Annotated in this window: 18 protein-coding genes and 2 pseudogenes; 15 read left to right on the top strand and 5 right to left on the bottom strand. The window is 67.6% G+C overall.

All coding sequences use genetic code 11. From position 1 onward, the window contains the following. The first annotated feature begins 111 nt into the window (after positions 1-111). The 4 genes and pseudogenes from H9623_RS18495 to nrdH form a co-directional block, all read left to right on the top strand. Positions 112-1,071 (top strand): DUF3560 domain-containing protein, encoded by a 960-nt coding sequence (locus H9623_RS18495; RefSeq protein WP_193721474.1) that lies wholly within the window; start codon positions 112-114, stop codon positions 1,069-1,071. Positions 1,072-1,850: 779 nt separating this feature from the next. Further along, positions 1,851-3,158, top strand: a complete 1,308-nt coding sequence (locus H9623_RS18490; protein WP_193721473.1) for a helix-turn-helix domain-containing protein — start codon at positions 1,851-1,853, stop codon at positions 3,156-3,158. Between the two features lie 70 nt (positions 3,159-3,228). Then, positions 3,229-3,747 (top strand): hypothetical protein, encoded by a 519-nt coding sequence (locus tag H9623_RS18485; protein ID WP_193721472.1) that lies wholly within the window; start codon positions 3,229-3,231, stop codon positions 3,745-3,747. 315 nt (positions 3,748-4,062) lie between these two features. Continuing rightward, positions 4,063-4,281: pseudogene (gene nrdH / locus H9623_RS18480) on the top strand (glutaredoxin-like protein NrdH); the annotation flags it as partial. 1,146 nt (positions 4,282-5,427) lie between these two features. Here nrdH and H9623_RS20205 read toward each other — a convergent pair. Further along, positions 5,428-6,075, bottom strand: coding sequence for an ABC transporter ATP-binding protein (locus H9623_RS20205; RefSeq protein WP_193721471.1), 648 nt, complete (start codon positions 6,073-6,075; stop codon positions 5,428-5,430). Next, positions 6,066-7,142, bottom strand: a complete 1,077-nt coding sequence (locus H9623_RS18470; RefSeq protein WP_193721470.1) for a peptidoglycan-binding domain-containing protein — start codon at positions 7,140-7,142, stop codon at positions 6,066-6,068. The genes H9623_RS20205 and H9623_RS18470 overlap by 10 nt, the downstream gene beginning before the upstream one ends. Before the next feature lie 965 nt (positions 7,143-8,107). Here H9623_RS18470 and H9623_RS18465 point away from each other — a divergent pair. From H9623_RS18465 to H9623_RS18450, 3 genes are all read left to right on the top strand, one after another. Further along, on the top strand, positions 8,108-8,629 hold the full coding sequence (locus H9623_RS18465; RefSeq protein ID WP_193721469.1) for a hypothetical protein: 522 nt from the start codon (positions 8,108-8,110) through the stop codon (positions 8,627-8,629). Positions 8,630-9,287: 658 nt separating this feature from the next. Then, entirely contained in the window at positions 9,288-10,397 is a 1,110-nt protein-coding gene (locus H9623_RS18455; protein ID WP_193721467.1) for a tyrosine-type recombinase/integrase, read from the top strand. After that, positions 10,394-10,735, top strand: coding sequence for a helix-turn-helix domain-containing protein (locus H9623_RS18450; protein WP_193721466.1), 342 nt, complete (start codon positions 10,394-10,396; stop codon positions 10,733-10,735). The genes H9623_RS18455 and H9623_RS18450 overlap by 4 nt, the downstream gene beginning before the upstream one ends. Here the strand turns inward: H9623_RS18450 and H9623_RS18445 are convergent. Further along, positions 10,699-11,007: a hypothetical protein gene (locus tag H9623_RS18445; RefSeq protein ID WP_193721465.1), complete on the bottom strand. Its 309-nt coding sequence runs from the start codon at positions 11,005-11,007 to the stop codon at positions 10,699-10,701. The two genes, H9623_RS18450 and H9623_RS18445, sit on opposite strands and share 37 nt — an antisense overlap. Positions 11,008-11,760: 753 nt before the next feature. On the opposite strand from H9623_RS18445, the gene H9623_RS18440 reads away from it, so the two are divergent. The 5 genes from H9623_RS18440 (at position 11,761) to H9623_RS18420 (ending at position 15,566) form a co-directional block, all read left to right on the top strand. Continuing rightward, on the top strand, positions 11,761-12,948 hold the full coding sequence (locus H9623_RS18440) for a hypothetical protein (protein WP_193721464.1): 1,188 nt from the start codon (positions 11,761-11,763) through the stop codon (positions 12,946-12,948). 50 nt (positions 12,949-12,998) lie between these two features. Beyond that, positions 12,999-14,024, top strand: coding sequence for a toprim domain-containing protein (locus tag H9623_RS18435; protein ID WP_193721463.1), 1,026 nt, complete (start codon positions 12,999-13,001; stop codon positions 14,022-14,024). Between the two features lie 68 nt (positions 14,025-14,092). Then, a complete protein-coding gene (locus tag H9623_RS18430; RefSeq protein ID WP_193720932.1) occupies positions 14,093-14,287 on the top strand; it encodes an antitoxin VbhA family protein in 195 nt (64 codons plus the stop codon). A gap of 2 nt (positions 14,288-14,289) precedes the next feature. After that, positions 14,290-15,120: a Fic/DOC family protein gene (locus tag H9623_RS18425; protein WP_193721462.1), complete on the top strand. Its 831-nt coding sequence runs from the start codon at positions 14,290-14,292 to the stop codon at positions 15,118-15,120. Continuing rightward, on the top strand, positions 15,117-15,566 hold the full coding sequence (locus H9623_RS18420; protein WP_193721461.1) for a DUF192 domain-containing protein: 450 nt from the start codon (positions 15,117-15,119) through the stop codon (positions 15,564-15,566). Before H9623_RS18425 ends, H9623_RS18420 begins: the two co-directional genes overlap by 4 nt. Here the strand turns inward: H9623_RS18420 and H9623_RS18415 are convergent. Further along, on the bottom strand, positions 15,563-17,104 hold the full coding sequence (locus H9623_RS18415; protein ID WP_193721460.1) for a P-loop ATPase, Sll1717 family: 1,542 nt from the start codon (positions 17,102-17,104) through the stop codon (positions 15,563-15,565). The two genes, H9623_RS18420 and H9623_RS18415, sit on opposite strands and share 4 nt — an antisense overlap. Positions 17,105-17,236: 132 nt before the next feature. On the opposite strand from H9623_RS18415, the gene H9623_RS18410 reads away from it, so the two are divergent. The 3 genes from H9623_RS18410 (at position 17,237) to H9623_RS19695 (ending at position 18,974) form a co-directional block, all read left to right on the top strand. Continuing rightward, a complete protein-coding gene (locus tag H9623_RS18410; protein ID WP_227748899.1) occupies positions 17,237-17,695 on the top strand; it encodes a winged helix-turn-helix domain-containing protein in 459 nt (152 codons plus the stop codon). 26 nt (positions 17,696-17,721) lie between these two features. After that, a complete protein-coding gene (locus tag H9623_RS18405) occupies positions 17,722-18,738 on the top strand; it encodes a zeta toxin family protein (RefSeq protein WP_193721459.1) in 1,017 nt (338 codons plus the stop codon). A gap of 95 nt (positions 18,739-18,833) precedes the next feature. Beyond that, positions 18,834-18,974 (top strand): hypothetical protein, encoded by a 141-nt coding sequence (locus H9623_RS19695; protein WP_227748904.1) that lies wholly within the window; start codon positions 18,834-18,836, stop codon positions 18,972-18,974. Between the two features lie 23 nt (positions 18,975-18,997). Here H9623_RS19695 and H9623_RS19690 read toward each other — a convergent pair. Then, a pseudogene (locus tag H9623_RS19690) lies at positions 18,998-19,105 on the bottom strand (ATP-dependent DNA ligase); the annotation flags it as partial. Positions 19,106-19,829: the final 724 nt, after the last annotated feature.

Raw genomic sequence — 19,829 nt, 5'->3', positions numbered from 1 at the left:
ACCGTGGAAGGAGCGGGCTGGGTCCGGCGGCACGACAGCGTCGGCCCCCCCCGGGGGGGGGCCCCCCCCCCCCCCCCCCACCCCCGGACCCAGGACCTGAGAGGACCAGCCATGCTGACCATCACCCACACCCGCCAGGGCGGCACGCTCATCGACGGCACCGAGCGAGGCGACGGCACCAACGTCGACCTCAAGGCCAACGGCTGGCACTGGAGCCGCCAGCTCGGCGCGTGGTACGTGCCCCAGTCGCGCGACCACGCCCCCAAGACGTGCAAGATCAACGCGACCGCGGCCGCGCTGCGGGAGGCCGGCCACGCCGTCGAGATCACCATTGACGACACGGCCCGCCCGACCGCCGACGTCGAGGCCGACAAGATCGCCCGCCAAGCCGACCGCGTCGACGCCCTCGCCGTGAAAGCCGACCGCAAGGGCGCCGCGGCGGATGCCGCGTACGCCCGGCATGGTGCCGCCGTCGATCGCCTGCCCCCGGGCGGTGAGCCGATCAAGGTTGGCCACCACTCCGAGGGGCGCCACACCCGAGCCCTCGAGCGCGCGTGGTCGACGATGGGCACCGCGGTCGAGGCCGAGCGCGAGGCCGAGGATGCCCGGACGGCCGTGGCGACCGCAGCCGCGACGACGGGGGCGCGCTACACACCCGTGACCGTCGGGAACCGGATTGAGCGGTTGAGTGCCGACATCCGCAGGCTGGAGCGGGATCTCATCAAGCCCTTCTGGGATCCCGAGACGGGTTACCGACCCGCGACGGATGCCGAGATGGAGCGCCGCCGGGCGCGTCTTGAGCCTCGGATCGCCGAGGCCCGCGATGCGCTCGCCTACTGGGAGAGGGTCCGCGCCGAGCAGATCGCGGAGGGCGCGACCACCGACTACGGCCCGCACAACGTCGCCAAGGGCGACGTGGTCCAGATCGGCCGCGGTGGCTGGTGGACCCGGGTCGTCCGCGCGAACGCCAAGAGCGCGACCGTCGAGACCGACTACACGTGGACGGACCGCGTCCCGTGGCACAAGATCACCGGCCACGGACCGGCCGGAGAGCGACCGGCTGAGGGCTGATGCGTGAGTGGCCCGTGGGGACTCCTGCGGGCCGCTCGCCCTCTGGCGCGGTGTTCCCCGTGTCGGCCCATCGAGGGCCGGCACGGGCACCGGGGAGCTGCCGCCCCCCGAGACCCCCGCCTCAGGCGCTAAGCAGCCCGGCGGCCGTGCGTCGGCCGAGCGGTGGCTGTGCCGACCAGGAGGCCCGGCCGGTGGCCGGTGGGGTGGGGATGAGGCTGGCCGAAGTGGGTCGGCCGGGTCCCGGGTGACCGGTGGCAGGTGTTCGTGCTGAGCTGCGCTGTAGCCCGCATCTGGCCTGGGTGTGGCGGCCAGAAACGGGGAGGCTCAAGCCGTCGCGTCGCCGTCGGCCGACGACCGACCGGCCGGTGGCCGGCCAGGTGGCCGGCGGCGCTCCTCGATGCCCTCGAGGTCGGTGGCTCGCCACACGGGACCGCCGTTCACGAACCCGACCGGGTCCGGCAACCAGGGGACCCCCCGATTTCGGGCAGAGCGCAGCGTCGTCGTCGTGATCCCCAGCCGGGCGGCCAGCCGGGCCACGTCATACAGGCCGGCCGGACCCGGCCCCGGATCGGCCGCGCCGACCGGCCGACCGGCCGATGACTCCTCGCGCTCACTCACTCGCTCACCGTAACAGCCACCTATGCGTTGCATATCTGCTAAACTGCACCGTATGCGTTGCAGTTGGCAAGTGGTGACCGGCCATGAACCAAACGCGGACGGCCGTCGAGCGGGAACTCGGCGGCCGTCCTACACCGACCACCTGACTTGGAGGTAGGACGATGCAGGACAAGGATGCCGTGAAGAACGGTGAGAGCGCGCAGGACGATGCCGCGGCCCGGGCGATCAACGGCGTGAGCCAGGCCGTCGCGAGCTGGGGGAGGGGCCGAGTCGAGGGCGCCACGTCGTTGTGGGGTCGGGCGACGTCCGGGGTCACCCTGGTGACCCTCGCGGCGATCATCTCCACCGCGCTGTCGTTCCAGGGTATGTACAGCACGACGACGTCGACGCTCGGTATGACGGCAGCCGTCGGCCTCGCGCTATCGGGGTTCCTCGAGCTCGCGGTGCTCGGCGTGGCGCGCCTGCTCCAGAACGCCATCAAGGAGGGGCGCGCCGCGACCGTCGAGCGCGTCGGGACGTGGGTGCTCTCGCTCGCGTCCGGCGTCTTCTCCGCGGCGCACCAGCTCGTCGGCCCCGCCGACGCCGCTGGCGTGCACCACTGGAGCCTCGGTGACCCCCTGACCCAGATCGGCGCCGCGCTGCGCCTGGCCGCGCCGCTGGCCGCGTGCTGGCTGTGGGAGCGCCGTCTGCGCAGCGAGCGTGTTCACGCCGCCCAGCGGCGCCCGCGGCACGTCGCCCTGCGCGATCGGCACATCATGCGCGTGTCCCTCGCGGCTGCCGCGGTCCGCACCGCGCGCGCGGCAACGTTCCCCGGCACCAGTAAGGCCGCGGGCCTCGTGCGCGCGCTGTTCGCGGTGCGCCAGCTGAGTGCGGCCGGGCGCATGCGCCGGCGCTACGTCGCGTACTGGCGCCGCTACCCGATCACGAACCCCGAGCACCACGCTGCCCTCATGGCCGGCCTGCGCGCGGCGGGGCTCGGTGATCTGCTGCCCGAGCTCACCGCGCCGAACTCCGAGCTCCTGAACGTCATGGAGCGCAACCCCATCCGGGTCGCCGTCCACGCCGACGTCGACCAGGACGACATCGACGACCAGGACGACCTCGACCACGAGGCCGCTCGCATCGCGCTCGACCTGTCGACGTTCGAGCGGGGCGCGATCACAGGACCGGACCCGCGGCCGACCAGCCCGGTCAACGACCGGCCGGTTCCGGCCACGGTGGCTGTGACCGACCGGCCGCTGGGGCCGGTCACCGCGGCGGAGCGGGCCCTGATCCTCGACCTCGCAGCGACCGGGATCTCTGAGCGCGAGATCCACCGCCGTACCCGCCGCTCGCGCGACACCATCAAGCGCACCATTGACCGGTACGGACCGGCCGACGCCGTCGACCAGGACCGGTCGGCCACCGGCGCTTCCCTGCCCCGGGTGGTCGATCGACCGGCCACCGGCTTCACCGTGGCCCGCGCATGAGCGGCCACCACCCGAACGGAGATCCCCGATGCCAAGAACCGCGCCCCTGCCCGACGAGTGGTCTGATCCGATGAACGCGCTCGTCGAAGCGGTCAGGGATGCGGCCGTGACCGACCTGACGGTCTCCGAACGTGTCGCCCGCCAGGAGCTCGTCGCGCCGGCCACCACTGGCTACAAGGCGCCGCGCGTGACCCGTCTGGCCGGCATGTACGCCGCGGCCGCTATCCGGGCGCAGCTGGAGCGGGTCGACGTCGAGGAGCGCACCGTGTGGGACGTGGTGATCCTTGAGCACCTCACCCCGGACGTCATCACCGGGTGGGACCTCGACGAGCGCCTGTACGCCGCGCTCGCTCTGCGCGCGACGTTCAAGGACCTGCGGGAGCCCGACGTCGAGCACACTGCGACGATCCGTCGCCTCGCGTCCTGGCTTCTGCAGACCTCCGGGCCGGAGCTCCCGCGCGTTACCGCGCGTCTGTGCCAGCACGTTCTGGACACCGGCGCGCACACCGTCGCCTTGCCGGCGTTGTGGTCTGCGGTGCACGAGCCCCGTCGACGCGAGAGCACTGTTCCCGGCGACGGAGCGCCGTGAATGACCGGGCGCGCCCCTGCGGGCCGCGGCTGCACAAGCAGATCCTGTTTCGGTCCGTCCCTGGCTCCGAATGTGGCCGGCCGCCCCAGGACGCAAGTCGGCTCCGCTGCGCTACGGCCCGAGCGCCCGCGAACTTCTCGGCTGCGCTCCTTCGTCGCTGAGCCCGCCGAGAACTTAGCGACCGCCCCGGCACCCCGACTCACTCGCGGTGCTCGCGCCCTGCGGGTGCGTCCTGGGACGGCTATCGGCCAAACGCTTCGCTTGCAGGGACGGTCCGAAAAACGACGTGGGGGAGGCATCATGACCAGCCAGCAGATCAAGGTCACCGTGTACAGCAAGCCGGCATGCGTTCAGTGCGACGCGACCTATCGGGCGCTCGACAGGAAGGGGATCGAGTACTCCGTGGTGGACATCAGCACCGACGTCGACGCGCTTGAGCAGGTGCGCGCCCTCGGTTACCTCCAGGCACCGGTCGTCGTTGCGGGCGACGAGTCGTGGAGCGGGTTCCGGCCCGACCAGATCACCGCCCTTGCAAACTGGGTGGTATTTGAGTTTCGTGCAATCGCAGAGCCTGAGAGAACGGACAGTCGCGCGGCCACTGTCAATGCCCCGGCATTGCAGAACGGAACTAGCGATCCTTGAGTTGGGTCGTGAGGCTTCCACGGGTAACGAGAGGTGCCAGAACGCACGCGGTGGCCAACGCTGACGCCACTGTTGCCAGTATTGAACCTACGATAATAGTCGATGAGGTGGAACTGGGTGGTGCGCTTGTTATGAGAGTAGCAGTCGGGGGAGCGAGGAGTAGTGCCACTGCGGCCGTCGGAATGAGAACTAAAATGTACTCTGCGGCGAGCATGGCGGCCAATTGTCCAGTCGTCGTGCCAAAGGTTCGATAGGTGGCCAGTTCAGCACGGCGAGACCATGTTAGAAGTGCCATGACCGATCCCAGAAGCAATCCCATGACCAATCCAGGGTGAATGCGGATTAGCGCGTTCCACTGAGAGATCGGGGAAAGCAGTTCCGCAGATCGGGGATTAAATGCCCCAACCGCTGCGCCAGGAAAAGTGTATTCCATGACGTCCTGCCCGTAATCCTGAGCGCCAGGTTCCATGCGTATCCAGCAAGTTGAGACGGGTGTGGTCGCGACCGTCGGCAGGGTGACGCCTGAACCCAGGGCTGCAAGCGGCACCCAGGCCGGCAGCGGTTCCGTCAACGTTCCAGCAACTGCCCCATCAGGTAGGACTAGGCTCTGCCCGATCGATACGTTTTCAAGTTCGAGGAGGTCGTGACCTATTGTGGGTTGGCCAGGTGGGGTCATCGGTGAAAATACCTGTGGCATTCCAGAAGTGACGTAGGCGACGGGAAGTTGGCCGCCTCCCGGGAAGACTGTCATGGGAGATGGTCTCTCCGTGGTTAGCCCTCCGGAGGCTGCGATCCCTTTCTGCTGCGCGAGCATTGAGCACAAATTGCCGTCGAGCACGGAGTTTTCGGGCGCCTCTGCCGCCCATACCAGGCTGCCCGCCTGTCGCAAGGCCCGTTCCTGACCAATGCTTCGTTCTGCCTGATCAACCAAGGCGAGCGCCCCAGAAAGTGCCATCGCCACCCCAACAACACCCGCAATCAGCTGTCGGGGTCCGAGGTTGCGCTGAGCTTCCTGCAAAAGTTCTGCTGGATGCCACATCAGAGCGCCGCGCTCGTCTCAAGTGTTATGACACGGTCCGCCATTGAAGCAATCGCCTCGTCATGGGTTGCAATCAGGAGCGCGGTACGCTCGCGTGCCGCACCAAACAGTGCTCGCGCGACGTCACGCGCCGTTGCTAAGTCCAAGTTCGCCGTGGGCTCGTCCGCGATCAGAACAGCCGGAGACGACATCAACGCACGGGCGACACCGATTCGTTGTGCCTCCCCCCCTGAGTATTTTCGGGCCGGACGTTGCAGGTCGCCATGTAGCCCAACTGCACCCAAGAGTTCTTCCGCGTGTGACAACTCGTTGCGACGTCTTGCTCCTCGAGCAAGACGTGGCAGCGCGACATTATCGAGGGCCGACCTTCGTGCGAGTAAATTGACAGACTGAAGTATCCAGCCCACCTCCTTCCCGAGAAGTACTGGTCCGTCACGGACGCTGCGTCTGGTCCCATTAATAGCAACTGAGCCAGAGTCGGGGGCGAGTAAGAGCCCTGCAATCGAGAGTAGCGTGGATTTACCTGCACCCGAGGGGGCCATTAGGGCCACGCTTGTCCCCGAAGGTACTTCGAGGGAGATTTCGGCGAGAATTGGCCTAGTGGTTCCACGATACTTAAATGTAATCGCATCCAGGGCTAATGACATGATTGCTTCCCCATGACGACGTACGGGTTAACAAGGACCGAATCGTCCGTGTCAAGGTCGCCTGCTACCTGCGCTGCCCCCGACACGTCGCTCCCGATGAGCTCAATCTTCTCGCTTTTGTAGTCGCTCGCTCCATCGGCTATAAATAGACACTGTGCCCCGTCTGTGCCTGAATATACCGCTCCGCCTGGTACTACGAGGCCACTTAGGGGAGCGGCTAACCGGCTCCGACCGTCCACCTTAGCGCTTCCGTCTTCTTCGGCAGCAGCTCGCAGGAACGGTTCCGACGCGGCGGCATCAACGATCCATGTATCCCCCGAGCGCTCTAGAGGAATTGCCACTCCTTGGGAAACGAATTCATATGCTCCATCAGGCCCGCGGGTGGCCCCAGAAACTGTGACTTCATGCAGTTCGGCTTGGCTTTCCATCACAGGCATACTAAACCCGGGGGCTGCAGCGCCAACCGCAAGGTCGGTCTTGGCAACTACGTACTGGTCGTGAGGAAGTCGGACGAACAACTGAGGGTCAAAATTCCCAGTGGGAGTCCTTCCAATTTTGCGCTCGTAACTTCGTACGGTTCGAGCGGTCGACTCGCTGTAGATCCCGTTCGGTGTAATGCCAGACTCTGGCAGGAGCGTGCGTAGCAGTTCCTGGGCTGCTTCAACGTCCTCGCCCTTAGCTCCGACCGAGAGGTTCCTGTAGAATACAGTTTCGCTCGCATAGGCAACTACCGGCACGCCGTCAATCGAGTAGACCACCTGACCGGTCTGGAGCACAGAGCCCTCCACTGCCGGAAGGGCAGTGATCACACCTTGAAGTCCCGTTGATAGAACCGCGGGCGCGACTACGAACGTCCCGCTTAATATTGCTGGTGATGAGTAGTCGACAGAGGCGGACCGGACAGGGGCTTCAACCGCAACACCAGTGGGATCTAGGTCGTCCAGTGCATCGGCGGAGGACCGCGAGAGCCACCACGAACAGAGGGCCGCTGTCAGTATCAGGACGAACACACAACTGACGTAGAGCACCCCGCCGCTGCCCTCACGCCGAGCTCTCATGCGATTCATGGCACTGACCCTATAGGGCTCCGTGCGCACGAGGGGGTAGCGGCGCGAGGAGGAAGGTCGGCGCGTCGACGGTGGTTCCGCACGATGACGGCCTCTGCGCGGCTCGTCAGGACGACATCGGCGTGTCTGATGCCAAGTTTGCTCGTCCTGACCTGCCGGGAGTGGAGCCCAGCCCAACGGCTGGCACCGACGGGGAATGTGAGAGAACGCCCGACAGCGTGAGGAGTCGGTCGGCTCGAGCCGCCGGGGCATGTGACGGTGTTAGTGATCATGTTTGCTATCGTCGGCGCGCGCTTGGCGTTAGGGCCGACCGGGTGCGGGTGTGCTGCACTCGAAGGTGTCCGGCCGAGGACGTTGCCAGCCAACCGGATACTGGGCGGAGTCAGATCACGGCTCAAGGCCGGCGGCTTCGACCCCACTGCACTCCCAATTGCGATGCGCCCTGAACTCTCGTTGCGGTGTCGCCTCCGGCACGGTAACTTCTCGGCACAAGCGGCGACGATGCCGCTTCAGGGAGGGGACCAGTACATGTCGAACCGTCTTTCACGTTGGGGTCGCGTAGTTGCGACGCTTGCGACGTCCAGTCTTGTTGCCGCGTTGATGGTCGGGGTCACGGCCCCAGCGCAGGCCGCTCTCTACCCGACGTGTGGAATCGGGCTCACCAATCCATGGACCGACGGCAGCACCGCCTTCGGCCGCGCGAGCGTCAGTTGCTCAACACCCAACGCGGTCCGTGCTGGCGCGAGACTCGACCGCCAGGGACAGGTTGGCACTTGGCCGCTCTCGACAGCCTGGTTCTATGGCGCAACCTCTCCCGGCACGACGAGCATCAGCTCGGGCACCGCTCAGCACAACTGCAACGGAACCGGCACGAGGACCTACCGAACCGTCGGCTGGGGCAACACGAGCGGCGAGCGGACTGACACCCGAGTTGGCGCCGGAGTCAGCATCGTATGTTGAGAGGCTTGCCCCTCGCGGTGATTCTGGTCCTGGCCGTCGGGGGCTGCAGCGCCCAGACCGCAAGCGACGATGACGAGATTACCGAGGCCGAGTACAGACAAACTGTCGAAGCAGTCCGCTCTTGCGTCGAAGGCCGAGGGTTTGAGGCTGGCGAGATCAGTCTCAATAGCGATGGACGCACGCTGGGTTTCAACCTTGGCAGCGGGGCCGAAGATCCGGGAGGAGAGAAGTCCATCGCGGCCTACGACGAGTGCGGGGCAGAGCACGGGCTTTTTGACATGGAACTTGCGTACGGCCAACAAGGGCGGCTCACCGGGAAGGCTCGAGACGAAGCAATGGTCGAACTGGTCTCCTGCCTTGAGCACTATGACATCCAAGGGCTGAGTACTGCTGAGACAGACTCTCGCGTCTTCGTCAAGGCCATCTCCGACACGCTTGGAGCAGACACTGAAGACGGATCTCGGGCGTTTGCTTGTATGGATTCTCACCGCAATGTCTGGCCTCCTGGGGATGCTAACAACCCTTAGGCGTACGCGGCCAGGAGATTGGTGCCAGGTCTGCTTGTCGAGCGGAGGACCTCCGGATTGGTGGAGATGTCAATGTCTTCACCAGTTCGGAGCTCCTCGTGTCCCACGCTAATGCTCGCCTGACCGTTGGCGGCAAGATATTTATCGTTTGGCGCCGCTGTCATTGCCGGAAGCAGGCCCATATCACAGCGGCGATGGGCGTCTCCCGCCGGGGTGCCTGCGGTACTGGCTGTATCGGTTCGCGACCTGAGGACGGGGCGAGTTTGCGCGATCGGTCTTCGCGCCCGCACCCGCCAGACCAAGGCCGATGCGCAGGCCGAGCTGCGCGGGCGGATCCAGATCGCGGCCGTGTTCGGTATGCCTCCCCGGACCATGGCCCGTCACTGCATGCCGGACGTGGCCCTGCTCGACACGCTGACCGGTGAACGTATACGGGCTCCAAGCCGATCGCCGTGCGCGATGAACGCGAACGGCCCGGGAAGCTGGTCGACAGGGACGTCAAGAAGCTCGTGCACCGTCGGCGCCCTGGCGCTGGCCCTTCTGCTGGCAGGAAGACGCAGGAGTGACGACGGTGCGGCACGGAGGCCCGGCGTCCGGGCGACAGCCGTTGACCGAGACGTACTAGATGCAACAGGAGTGCATCTGATACAACTAGCTGATGGACGATCTGCGTGTCTCGGCTCGCTCTGCCCCAGCGAGCAACGTGGTCTCTCTAGATCCTGTGCAGGCGGTGCTGGACGCGATGTTGGAGGGGTGGGGGAGGCAGCAGCGTGCTCGCTTCCTTCGGGAGGCGACGATCACTGCTCGGCTGCGGTTGGTGCGTCGTTTCGTGGACTTCAGCGGGTTGTATCCGTGGCAGTGGGGACCAGCCGAGGGCGAGGCGTGGATCAGCTTCCTGCGGTCGGGTTCGGCGCCGAGGGCGTTGTCGACTCTTCGTAACTATGAGATCTCGATCCGGATGTTCTGCGCTTACGTGCGTGATCCTCGGTACGAGTGGGACGTGGAGTGTGTGCGGCGGTTCGGTGCCGCGCCGCAGGAGGTGTTCCACGAGGAGAACTCGGTGCTGCACAGGGATGAGTACGAGGGGGAGCCGAGGCGTCGGCCGCTGACATTCGACGAGGTCCAGGCGCTGTTCGACGCTGCTGACGGGTTGGTGGAGGAGATCCGGCGCAGGGGTCGTAAGGGCTCGCTGTCTGCGCTGCGGGACTCGGCGTTGCTCAAGACCTGTTACGCGTTCGGGCTGCGGCGCGGCGAGCTCTTCGGCGCTGACCTGGTCGATTTCCGCGGGAACGCGAAGGCTCCTCGGTTCGGACGGGTGGGCACGTTTGCGGTCCGGCACGGCAAGGCGTCGCGCGGCGGTCCTTCGAAGCGACGCACTGTGCTGCTCGTTCCGGAGATGGACTGGGTCGTGGACGTTCTGGCGGGTTACCTGCAGGAGGTGCGGGGACCGCTGGGGAAGGATGCGTCGTCGGCGTTGTGGGTGAGCGAGCGCGGCTCGCGGTTGTCGCGCAGGGCGATCAACGAGGCCTTCGCCACGGCGCGCGACGTTGCCGGGTTGGACCCCGGCCTGGACCTGCACTGTCTTCGGCACTCGTACGTGACGCACCTGATCGAGTTCGACTATCCGGTGCGGTTCGTGCAGGAACAGGTGGGGCACGCTCACGCCTCGACGACGTCGATCTACACCGGTGTGTCAGCGTCCTATCGCAACCAGCTGCTGGCGCGGGCACTGGACACCATCTACGGCGACCACTTGGAGGACGCATGATCAAGAAGATGGGCTACGAGTGGCACCTGCGGCTGCGTATGGCTGAGCACGGCTTGTACGCCACGAGCGAGCTGCAGCCGCTGCTGGCCGAACGCGGGATCGTGCTCTCGCGCGAGCAGGTCTACCGGCTGGTGACCCAGGCCCCGCAGCGTCTGAGTCTGGACACCTTGGTCGCGCTCTGCGACATCCTCGCGTGCACGCCGAACGATCTCATCACGCCCAAGGTCGTCAACGAGGAGATCCGCAAGGACGCGACCAGCGGGGCGCCCGTGGCTCCGGTGAACCCGCAGGTGCGGCGCACTCAGATCCGCCGACCCCGGCACGACTCGGCGCCGTGACCGGTGGCGATCTCGTGCGCCGCCCGGTCGAGTCCGAGGCTGTGGTGCGCGAGCGGATCGTCCGCGTCGTTGCCGCCCACATAGGCATTCATGAGGCCCATGCCACGGTGGTGGTCGATGCTCTCCGGGCTGCAGGCGTGTGGAGCAGTGCGCGCAGTCTTCGCGCCTTGGACCGCCATCTCACTAGCCGACCCGATGCCCTGGCAACTTACTACCCGCACTGCCCGCTCGCGCTCGTCCGACTCGCCTTCGCCCTGCACGACGCCGGCCATGACGTCGACCTGCCCCGCTGCGTCGTGTGCGAGAGGACCAACCGTCGTCTCACGGGCCGCGTCGACGAAGGACGGTGCTGTGACTGGTGCCGAAACAAGAGCCGCCGCCAGATCTGCGCCCGCTGCGGGGAGCTCGGACACCCGACGGCGCGCCGCCCCGAGGGCCTGATCTGCCGGCGCTGCTACGGGACCGAACCTGGGAGAGCGGTGCCCTGCACGGGCTGTGGCAAGCTCGGAGCGCCGTACGCGCGCGACGACGCCGGTCGGCCGCGGTGCGAGAACTGTGCCCGCCCAAGAAGGGTCTGCGTGAGCTGCGGACGACTGCAGCACGTCAAGCGCGTCACGGAAGCCGGGCCGCTGTGCCAGGTCTGTCACCGGCGAGACCCGCGGCCCTGCGGTGGCTGCGGGCGGCTCGAACCCGTCGTGCTCAAGGCGCATGACGGCAAGCCTGACCTGTGCCGGCGCTGCGCACCCGAGCCGGCACACACCTGCCAACTCTGCGGAAAGGACCGACCGGCGCAAGCTCACTGGCCGATCGGCCCGGTTTGCCGTGCATGCTCCCGGCGAGCGATTCGCGCTCCCGGCCTCTGTGTGAGCTGTCACCAGACCGCGGTGCTGGTGGGCCGCACTGCGGACGGCGACGCGTGCGGGCCCTGCGCAGGGGCACCGGAGTACGACTACAGGTGCCACCGGTGCGCGGCCTCGGGGGAGTTCTACTACTCCCGCACCTGCCTGCCCTGCTCCAGACGGGAGATGGCGACGTCCCTCCTCACGGGCGACGACGGCACCGTGCCCCCGTGGCTCGACCCCCTGCTCACGATGATGTCGAGTGGCCCTCGCCCGGACTCCACCATGCGCTGGCTGCAGCGCAGCACGTCGACCGAGCTGCTCCACGAGATCGCACGGCTTCCCCGGCCTGTCACCCACGCCGACCTCGACGCCAGGCCAGCGACGCTCGCGATCTACCACCTCCGAGCAGTGCTCGTGCACTGCGGAGTCCTCCCGCCGCGCCAGGAACCACTCGGGCGTCTCGAGGCGTGGCTCGAGCATCAGCTCGAGGGCCTTCCGCCAGGACACGCGGCGGTGATCGGCCCCTACGCCAGATGGAGCGTGCTCCGACGCGCCCGGCGGCGAGCAGCCTGCCGCCACTACAGCTTCTCCGCGGGCCAAGGCGACCGACGGCGCATCAGCGAGGCGATTAAGCTGCTGCGCTGGCTCCACCAGCGAGATCGATCCCTCGCGGACCTGACCCAAGCAGACCTCGACCGCCACCTGCGTGGCGATCGCAACCGGGCCGCCCACCTGACCGGCTTCATCACGTGGGCGCGCAGCCGCGATCTCGTCGACGGCTGCCTTGTCGTCCCACTCCGGCAGGCCGACGAACCGGTCCTGCTCGCCGACGTCGAGGACCACGACGCCCGTCTCAGGACCCTCCTCGCCGATCCGGCCGCGTCGCTCGAGACACAAGTCGCCGGATTGCTCGTGATGATGCTCGCCCTGCCCCTCACGCGGATCCAGCGCCTGACCACAAGCGACCTCCACACCCGCGACGGTGTCGTCCGACTCGCCCTCGCCAATCACCCCGTCCCGCTCCCGCCCGTGCTCGCCGAGCGCATTGCCAGACTCGCGCAGATCGCGCAGGGCAAGCCCTACGCTCTCGTCCCTGGCACGAACGACAACAGATGGCTCCTGCCCTCGCCTACGCTCCCGGGAATGCACCTGTGCACACGCCAGATCGCGGCCAACCTGCACAAGGCCGGGATCCCAGTGCGAACCAGCCGACACCTCGCGCTGCTGCTCCTCGCTGAGCGGCTGCCAGCACCAGTACTCGCCGAACTCCTCGGCCTGAGCCAGAGCACCGCCGCGAAATGGGCCATCCATTCCCAGACCGGCTGGGCCGACTACCTCGCGGCACGAACCGCAGCGACCCGCGACGAATAGCGCACCCTCGTATACCGACCCTCTGCCAGTCGCCCGTCAGGAGGCATGAGATGACCGTCGAGCTCTCACGCGAGCGCGTCGTCGCGATCAACGAGGCGGCCTGGGAGTTCTGGCGCTTCCACGCCAACAGCACCGAGGACTGGACTCGGGCGTACCTGGCTCGGCGCGGCCTGCGCGGCCTGCAAGCCGGGTACGCCCCCGAGGGGTGGGCCCGGCTCGTGGGGCGCATGCGCAGCCGCGGCTACAGCCCGGACGAGCTCGTGGCCGCCGGCCTCGCGTTCCGCACCGAGAAGGGCCAGATCGGTGACGTCTTCCGCGACCGCCTGGTCCTGCCCTACCGCGACGCGCAGGGCGCGATCATCGGGTTCACCGCACGCCGCAACCCCGCGACCGACGACGTCGACGACGCGCCGGCGAAGTACCTCAACACCACCAGCACCGCGGCGTTCGACAAGTCCCGAGACCTGTACGGGCTCGACCCTGCCGCGGTGCGCCGCATCCGAGCGGGCGTACCTGTCGTGGTCGCTGAGGGTGCCCTGGACGTCGAGGCGATCCGCCGCACCGGAGCCGACGTCGTGCCGCTGTCCGGGTGCGGCACCGCGATCACCACGACCCACCTCGACCAGCTACGCGCGACCCACCCGAGCGCCGTCGGGCGGCTCATCGTCACACTCGACTCCGACCAAGCGGGGCAGGCGGCCGCCGTTCGTGTGTGGGCCATGATGCTGCCCGCCGAGCAGGCCAGCGCCCAGGCCGCACGCCTGCACCCCGGCGCCGACCCCGCGGACTACCTACGTTGTGGCCGCCGCCAGGACCTCACCGCCGCCCTGACCAACGCGCGCCCCCTCACGCAAGTGGTCGTCGACCAACACCTGGCCGCCGCTGACCTCGAGCACATCGAAGGCAGGGTGGCCGCAGTGCGCGCGATCGCCAGCGAGCTCGCGCACCTGCCCGCCGCGCACCTTGCGACGACCACGGCGTTTCTCACGGCCCGGATGAGCGAGGACCTGGACCCGCAGACGATCACTGACGAGATCATCGCGGCCCACCTTTCCCAGGCCGGCCAAGCTGGATGAGCGCCCGAGGTTGCGCCATGGTTCGCCGTCATCCCGCTAGGTTTGCGGGTGACGAGAGGGGGAACCAGATGGCCATCAGCGACGAGGAACGTGCGCTGCGGGAGAACGACGTGCGCCAGGCCCGGGCGAGCACCGAGCTCGAGGGCGGGCGCACAAGTGACGAGGCACGCGCGATCCAGGACGCGTACGCGCGCGGCGAGATCGACCACGACGAGCTCATGAGGCGCACGCGCGCCTACCTCAACCTGCCCGAGAAGAGCTGAGCGTGGCGAACCCCTGGGAGACCGGCAGCGAGTTCGACCGGTTCCGCGGATACCTCCAGGCCGACGGCCAGACCCTGCGCAACAAGCTGGGCGCGACCAACCCCCACGACCTCCGCCGAGCAGAGGACGCCTTCGTCGAGGCTCGCTCACTCTCCCTGCGCCAGGCTGGCATCCCCGCGACGTACGACCTCGAGGGACTCCAGGCCATCCACCGGCACCTGTTCCAGGACGTCTACGAGTGGGCTGGCCAGCTACGCACGACCGAGATCCGCAAGGGCAAGGCCGGGCACGTGCTCGAGGGCAAGACGGGCTTTTTCACCCCGCGGGCCCAGATCGCCGACAGCGTGCGCGAGGTCGCCGAGGTGCTGCACGAGACCGACAACCTGCGCCGGATCCCGCAGGAGAAAGTGCCGACCGTCCTGGCAGGCGTGTACGACGTCGTGAATCAGGTGCACCCGTTCCGGGAGGGCAACGGCCGCACGCAGCGCGAGTTCGTGCGGGCCCTGGCCCGTGAGTCCGGCCACGACATCGACTGGCACAGAGTCACCCGCGTGGCGCCCGGCATCGCCTCCGAGAACGATCGCGCCAGCGAAGCCGCTCGCGCTGGGGACCCGAAGGCCCTACGTGAGATGTTCTCGCGCATCGTCACCCGCCCCACCGCTTTCGACCAGCACACCAGCGACGCGCTGCGCCTGGCCCAGACCATCCGTCTCGCCCAGGCATCCCGTCCCATCCCAGGCCACGTGAGCCCACCAGGACCAACGCGAGGCCAAGGGGCCCGGCCCCGGCCGGCCTACGGCACCACCTACGGGACGCAGGGCCACGAGCGGTGAGGGGCGCCGCCGGCGCCCTAGCCGCGCTGGTGCTCCTGGCCGGGTGCGGGACACCGACCAGCACCACCGTGACCATCGGCGAGCAGACCTTCACCGTCGAGGTCGCGGACACACCGGACGCCCAACGCGCCGGCCTCAGCGACCGCGACGACGTGCCCACCGGCACCGGCATGCTGTTCCCGTTCGAAGAGCCCGGCCCTCGCGAGGTCTGGATGGCCCGCACCCGGGTCCCGCTCGACATCGCCTGGATCCTCGACGGCCAGGTCCTCGCGGTCAAGACCCTGCCACCATGCGAGCTCGACGCCGTCACCAACTGCCCGACCTACCCCTCACCCGGCGACGTCGACACGCTGCTCGAGGTCCGGGCCGGAGAACTTGCTGGCGTCAGCATCTGCGCCGAGTTCGAGGTAGAACCGGGTGTGACCTACGAATTGGGCAGACCTTAGTCGAGATCCTCCGAGTCCCCGGTGCGCTCTCGCAGACCATCTGCGGACCCCTGCACCATTTCGAGCGCAGGACGGTACAGGAACGGCGCCCAGTAGGTCCGTGCGGTGACTGGGCCACGCTGCTCGAAGAAGCCCACATCAACTAGGCGGCGGATCCGCTCCTCAGTTTCGCCACGAGCGGTGCCCCAGAGCGCCTCGAGGCTCACGACGTCTTGCAGCGTGCGCTGCCCTCGGAGCGCTTCGAGCCAGCTTCTGAGCCACGGATACTCGGGGTAGATCGTCTTCTGCAGGCGGGTCTCCGAGACTTCAGGGTGGGCGTCCCGGAAGGCCTGCGACTCGAAGTAGACGTTCTCAGCGATAGCAGCCTGGCCTGTGTCGATCCGAGCCAACTGCCGATCGCGTACGACGTTGAACAGATGAATCAACTCTCTAGGCGCGGCGATTTTCTTGCCGTCCTCCGTCCGGGATAGGGCCCAGTCGAACGTCGCAGGCTTGTTCGACCCGGCGTCCACCTGGCGGGGAAACACCCGGTCGAAGAGTTCCTGTTGTGCGTCGGATGACGCGATCACGAGGGCGGGGTCGACCTCAAGTTCTCCGACGAGGACATCGCTCTGGATCACACGCTGGAGAATCAGCTTCAGCAGGTTTGCTCTGTTCCAAAGCAGGTTCATGTCACGAGTGATGTGGCTCGTCTCGCGGAAGCCCCCCGCTGTGATCTCGGCCCAGATGTCGCTCCGAAGGAAGATCTTCAACCGCAGCTGGCCCAAGGGTTCGATCTGTCGATACACCCGGAACAAGGCTCGAAGTGCGTTCGCTTCGAGTTCGGGCGAAGCCGTGAACGCCACGTCCAGACGATCGAGGATGAGCCAGACGTGGAGGGACTGCTCGCCCAGGACATCGTTCACATCCTCGTAGAGCCGATCGACCGAGACCATGCCAGCTAGTTCCTGTTCAACGGAGGGCTCGTTGAACGTCACCTTTGCTGTAATGCCCGACGGTGTGCCCGAAACCGGGTCCAGGCTCAGCCCGGCCTCGACGCTTCCAGGAACGAGGAGCCTCTGGAGCGCCTCCCGGACTCGAACGATGATCGTTCGCTTCTTCTTGACCCCCTCGGTGAGTCCTATCGAGGCGAGCGCCTCACGGATCGCTCGTAGCTTGTCCGACCGCACGTCGTACTTCTCAAGCTCCTCGACAACCAGGACGAGGAAGTAGAGCCGCCAGATCGCTACGAACTCGACTTCGCCCGTCGGAGGGTCAAGCTGGATGGGCTCGAAGGCAGTCGCCCCTGTCGGGTTCTCCCCGGGCACAAGGACGACGCCACGATCAAAGAGTTCATCCTCGCGAGAGACCAGCATGCTGTAGATCGCGCTCTTGCCGCCACCCTTGGGCGCAAACACGATATCGACCTCGTCCTGCCAGACCTTGCGCCACTGCTCGGTCTCAACGAAGTAGCGCGTCAGATGCTCCGACTCCTCTTCCGCGGTCCGCCCGCCAAAAGTGATGTCCTCGATTACCGACCGCTTGTCAACAGACGCCATGCGGCTCAGGGTATCGGGGCGATGCGCCCACAGGTTCACTGCGCCGTGCAGGATCTCGCGTGACGCGGCGATCCCGCCGCTCCTCGGTTCCGACTAGCCTCTCCGGTTGCCTTGCTATAACCTTGGTTATGGATGGAGGTTCTCATGGTGACTACTCAGGACGCTGATGTCGCGGTCGCGGTTCGGCTGCGGCATCGGCAGGACGTGGACCGGCGCGACGAGCTGCGCACGCTGCGCAAGCTCGCGGCGACGATGACCCAGACACAGATCGCGAAGGAGCTGCGGATCAGCCAGCCCGCGGTGAACAAGAGGCTGAAGGCGGCCGCGCAGGTGCCCGACGTGCGCGAGGGGTTCAGCGGTGCGAGCCCGTACGAGATCGCCGAGCGGTTCGCCGCCGGGCAGATCGACCGGGCCCAGCTCGTTGACGAGCTCACGCGTTGGCCGTACGCCGAGCAGGCCAAGACTGACGGGTTCGACTGGCTGGTCGAGGAGGTGCCCGGCACGTTCGAGGAGGTCGGGCGCGCGCTCGATGAGGGCCTGATCGATGACGAGACCTATGACGCGGTGCTCACCGCGAAGAGTGGACGCTAACCCGCTCACCCGTTTGACTGTGCCGGGTGACCGAGAACCATGACCCGCACGCGGCCCACCGGGAGACCGTCCGGGAGTTCTCCCGCCCGGGAGGACCGTTGGACAAGGACGGACCGCACTCCACGCTGAACAATCCCGCGTGGTTCATCGACGGCAAGGTCGAGCAGCCCACCGCGCGCCGTCGCGCCCTGTGGCGACGCCTGCGCGAGGAGGCCCGGGCAGAGACGCCCGGCGCCCGTCAGGAGGGCAAGGCGATCGTCCTGGCCGGTCCTCCCGGGGCCGGCAAGGGATTCGTCCAGGGCAACGTCCTGGGCCTGGACAAGGACGCTTGGCTGGTCGTGGACGCGGACCGGTTCAAGGAGAAGCTGCTGCGCGAGGCCCTGGCCGACGGCAGCTATGAGACGTTCCTCAAGCCCGAGGGCGTGCGCGAGCGCGAGGAAGTCGGCGAGCCGTTCTTCCCCCTCGAGCTCGCGGCCCTCGTGCACGAGGAGTCCTCGCACCTGGCGCGCGTGCTGCGCGAGGAGGCCCTGCGCGAGGGGACGAACGTCGTGATCGATTCCGTGCTGTCCAAGCCGGCCGCCGCGGTCGAGCTCGGCGAGAAATTGGCGGCCGCGGGGTACGAGGTCGAGGTCGTGGACGTTGAGGTGCCCTACGAGCTCTCCCAGGCCCGCATCGCCCAGCGCTGGCGCCAGTCCTACGAGGGCGCCGTCGTGACCGGCGAAGGGCTCGGCGGCCGCTGGGTCCCGAGCGTCTACGCCCGCGACGTCTTCAACGGCCCCGGCGGGCGCTCCCGTTCCCAGGAGTCCGCGGCCGCCCTTGCCGCCTCGTGCCCGGCCGTGGTCCGCTACCGGCGCTTCTGGACCGAGGCCGAGCACACGCCCATGCGCGTGGAGACCGACAGGGGGCGTTTCCAGCGCGGGGGAGACCTTGTCGACCACAGCCTCATCAGCGCGCGCACCCGCAGCGCCACGAGCTTCGGCACCAGCACCCGACCGACCCCGCACCGGGGCGTCGCGCAGGGCCTGCAGACCGAACGCGAGTAGACGGTCGACCCCCGTGGCGCTGCGCGCCCGGGCCGGGGCACGGCGACGCCCCAGCAGGCGGGGGGCCGCCGGGGGAGAGCAGAGTCGTGCGGCCCATGACCCGCAACGTGCCGGCGATCGGCAACCCGACGACGAGCTCGCGCGGCTGGGACCGAGGACCGGTCAGCGCACCGCACACGACGTCGAGCGTCGAGCGGTGCTTCACCTTGAGCCAGGACCTGGCCCCGCCCCGGTAGGGTTGGGCACCGTCCTTGACGACCAGGCCCTCGATACCGGCTGCGCTATTGATCTCGAACCAAGTGCGGGCCTGGTCGACGTCGTCGGTCACGGGCGACAGGTTCAGCGGCGGGGCCCAGGAGGCGGCCATGGCCTCGAGGGCCTGTCGGCGCTCGTCGAAGGGCCGGGCCCGTGGCCCATGCGCCCGGCTACGGTCTACACCATGGTCCTCAAGAGCTAGTAGACGCTCCTGCTCGTGGAGAACCCTCGCTCAGTGCAGGTCGGTCCGGGCGCTTGCCGCAGCGCAGTTGGTGACTTCACTTGATCTCCCGACCTCCGCGGCCGCGTCGTGAGGCTCACCCGCCCAAGAACTGCTGAGAGTCGCCTCGTCTGACAGGTGGGATGGACGCGAACGGGGGCGGGCCTTCACGACGGCCCGCCCCCGTTCGTTGTTGGTGCGGACATGACCGCCACTGAGGGCCGCAGTGTCGGGGATGACGTACATGCCACGGGGTAGAGGTCGCCGTCGCACCTTTACCCGTGCAGGTCAGCCACAGGGTGACCGTGCCGATCAGGGGTATAGATGGTCCTGGCAGGACCTAGGCTGCACGGATGTTGAGCGCTGTTGCCCGCCCAGCGAACCAGCCAGGATCGTCGCCACCATCGTTCATGCGTGACGTCGATTCACAAGTACCGCCTTGCCCTGATGGTTTTCTCCCTGGTGCGGTTGTCAGCCGCAGGTCGTGGCCGGGTACTCGACGTCGAACGTCGTCGAGCGGGCCCCGGCCCCCGTGCCGATTGTGCCCACGACCGTCGCGGTCCCCGCGGGGACCGCGGCCGCACGGCTGTTGAACGACTGCGACGCGCTCTTGCCC

Origin of the sequence: Oerskovia douganii (assembly GCF_015142735.1) — a bacterium.
Classification (GTDB): Bacteria; Actinomycetota; Actinomycetes; order Actinomycetales; family Cellulomonadaceae; genus Oerskovia; species Oerskovia douganii.
The sequence above is the reverse complement of the archived record's forward strand: the minus strand, read 5'-3'. Positions and strand labels throughout refer to the sequence as shown.

What these genes read in the sequence shown, in the direction of transcription:
- H9623_RS18495 (WP_193721474.1), top strand. Translation starts at nt 112, where the DNA reads ATGCTGACCATCACCCACACCCGCCAGGGCGGCACGCTCATCGACGGC.
- H9623_RS18490 (WP_193721473.1), top strand. Translation starts at nt 1,851, where the DNA reads ATGCAGGACAAGGATGCCGTGAAGAACGGTGAGAGCGCGCAGGACGAT.
- H9623_RS18485 (WP_193721472.1), top strand. Translation starts at nt 3,229, where the DNA reads ATGAACGCGCTCGTCGAAGCGGTCAGGGATGCGGCCGTGACCGACCTG.
- H9623_RS20205 (WP_193721471.1), bottom strand. Translation starts at nt 6,075, where the DNA reads ATGTCATTAGCCCTGGATGCGATTACATTTAAGTATCGTGGAACCACT.
- H9623_RS18470 (WP_193721470.1), bottom strand. Translation starts at nt 7,142, where the DNA reads ATGAATCGCATGAGAGCTCGGCGTGAGGGCAGCGGCGGGGTGCTCTAC.
- H9623_RS18455 (WP_193721467.1), top strand. Translation starts at nt 9,288, where the DNA reads ATGGACGATCTGCGTGTCTCGGCTCGCTCTGCCCCAGCGAGCAACGTG.
- H9623_RS18450 (WP_193721466.1), top strand. Translation starts at nt 10,394, where the DNA reads ATGATCAAGAAGATGGGCTACGAGTGGCACCTGCGGCTGCGTATGGCT.
- H9623_RS18445 (WP_193721465.1), bottom strand. Translation starts at nt 11,007, where the DNA reads ATGGCCGGCGTCGTGCAGGGCGAAGGCGAGTCGGACGAGCGCGAGCGG.
- H9623_RS18440 (WP_193721464.1), top strand. Translation starts at nt 11,761, where the DNA reads ATGGCGACGTCCCTCCTCACGGGCGACGACGGCACCGTGCCCCCGTGG.
- H9623_RS18435 (WP_193721463.1), top strand. Translation starts at nt 12,999, where the DNA reads ATGACCGTCGAGCTCTCACGCGAGCGCGTCGTCGCGATCAACGAGGCG.
- H9623_RS18430 (WP_193720932.1), top strand. Translation starts at nt 14,093, where the DNA reads ATGGCCATCAGCGACGAGGAACGTGCGCTGCGGGAGAACGACGTGCGC.
- H9623_RS18415 (WP_193721460.1), bottom strand. Translation starts at nt 17,104, where the DNA reads ATGGCGTCTGTTGACAAGCGGTCGGTAATCGAGGACATCACTTTTGGC.
- H9623_RS18410 (WP_227748899.1), top strand. Translation starts at nt 17,237, where the DNA reads ATGGAGGTTCTCATGGTGACTACTCAGGACGCTGATGTCGCGGTCGCG.
- H9623_RS19695 (WP_227748904.1), top strand. Translation starts at nt 18,834, where the DNA reads ATGACCCGCAACGTGCCGGCGATCGGCAACCCGACGACGAGCTCGCGC.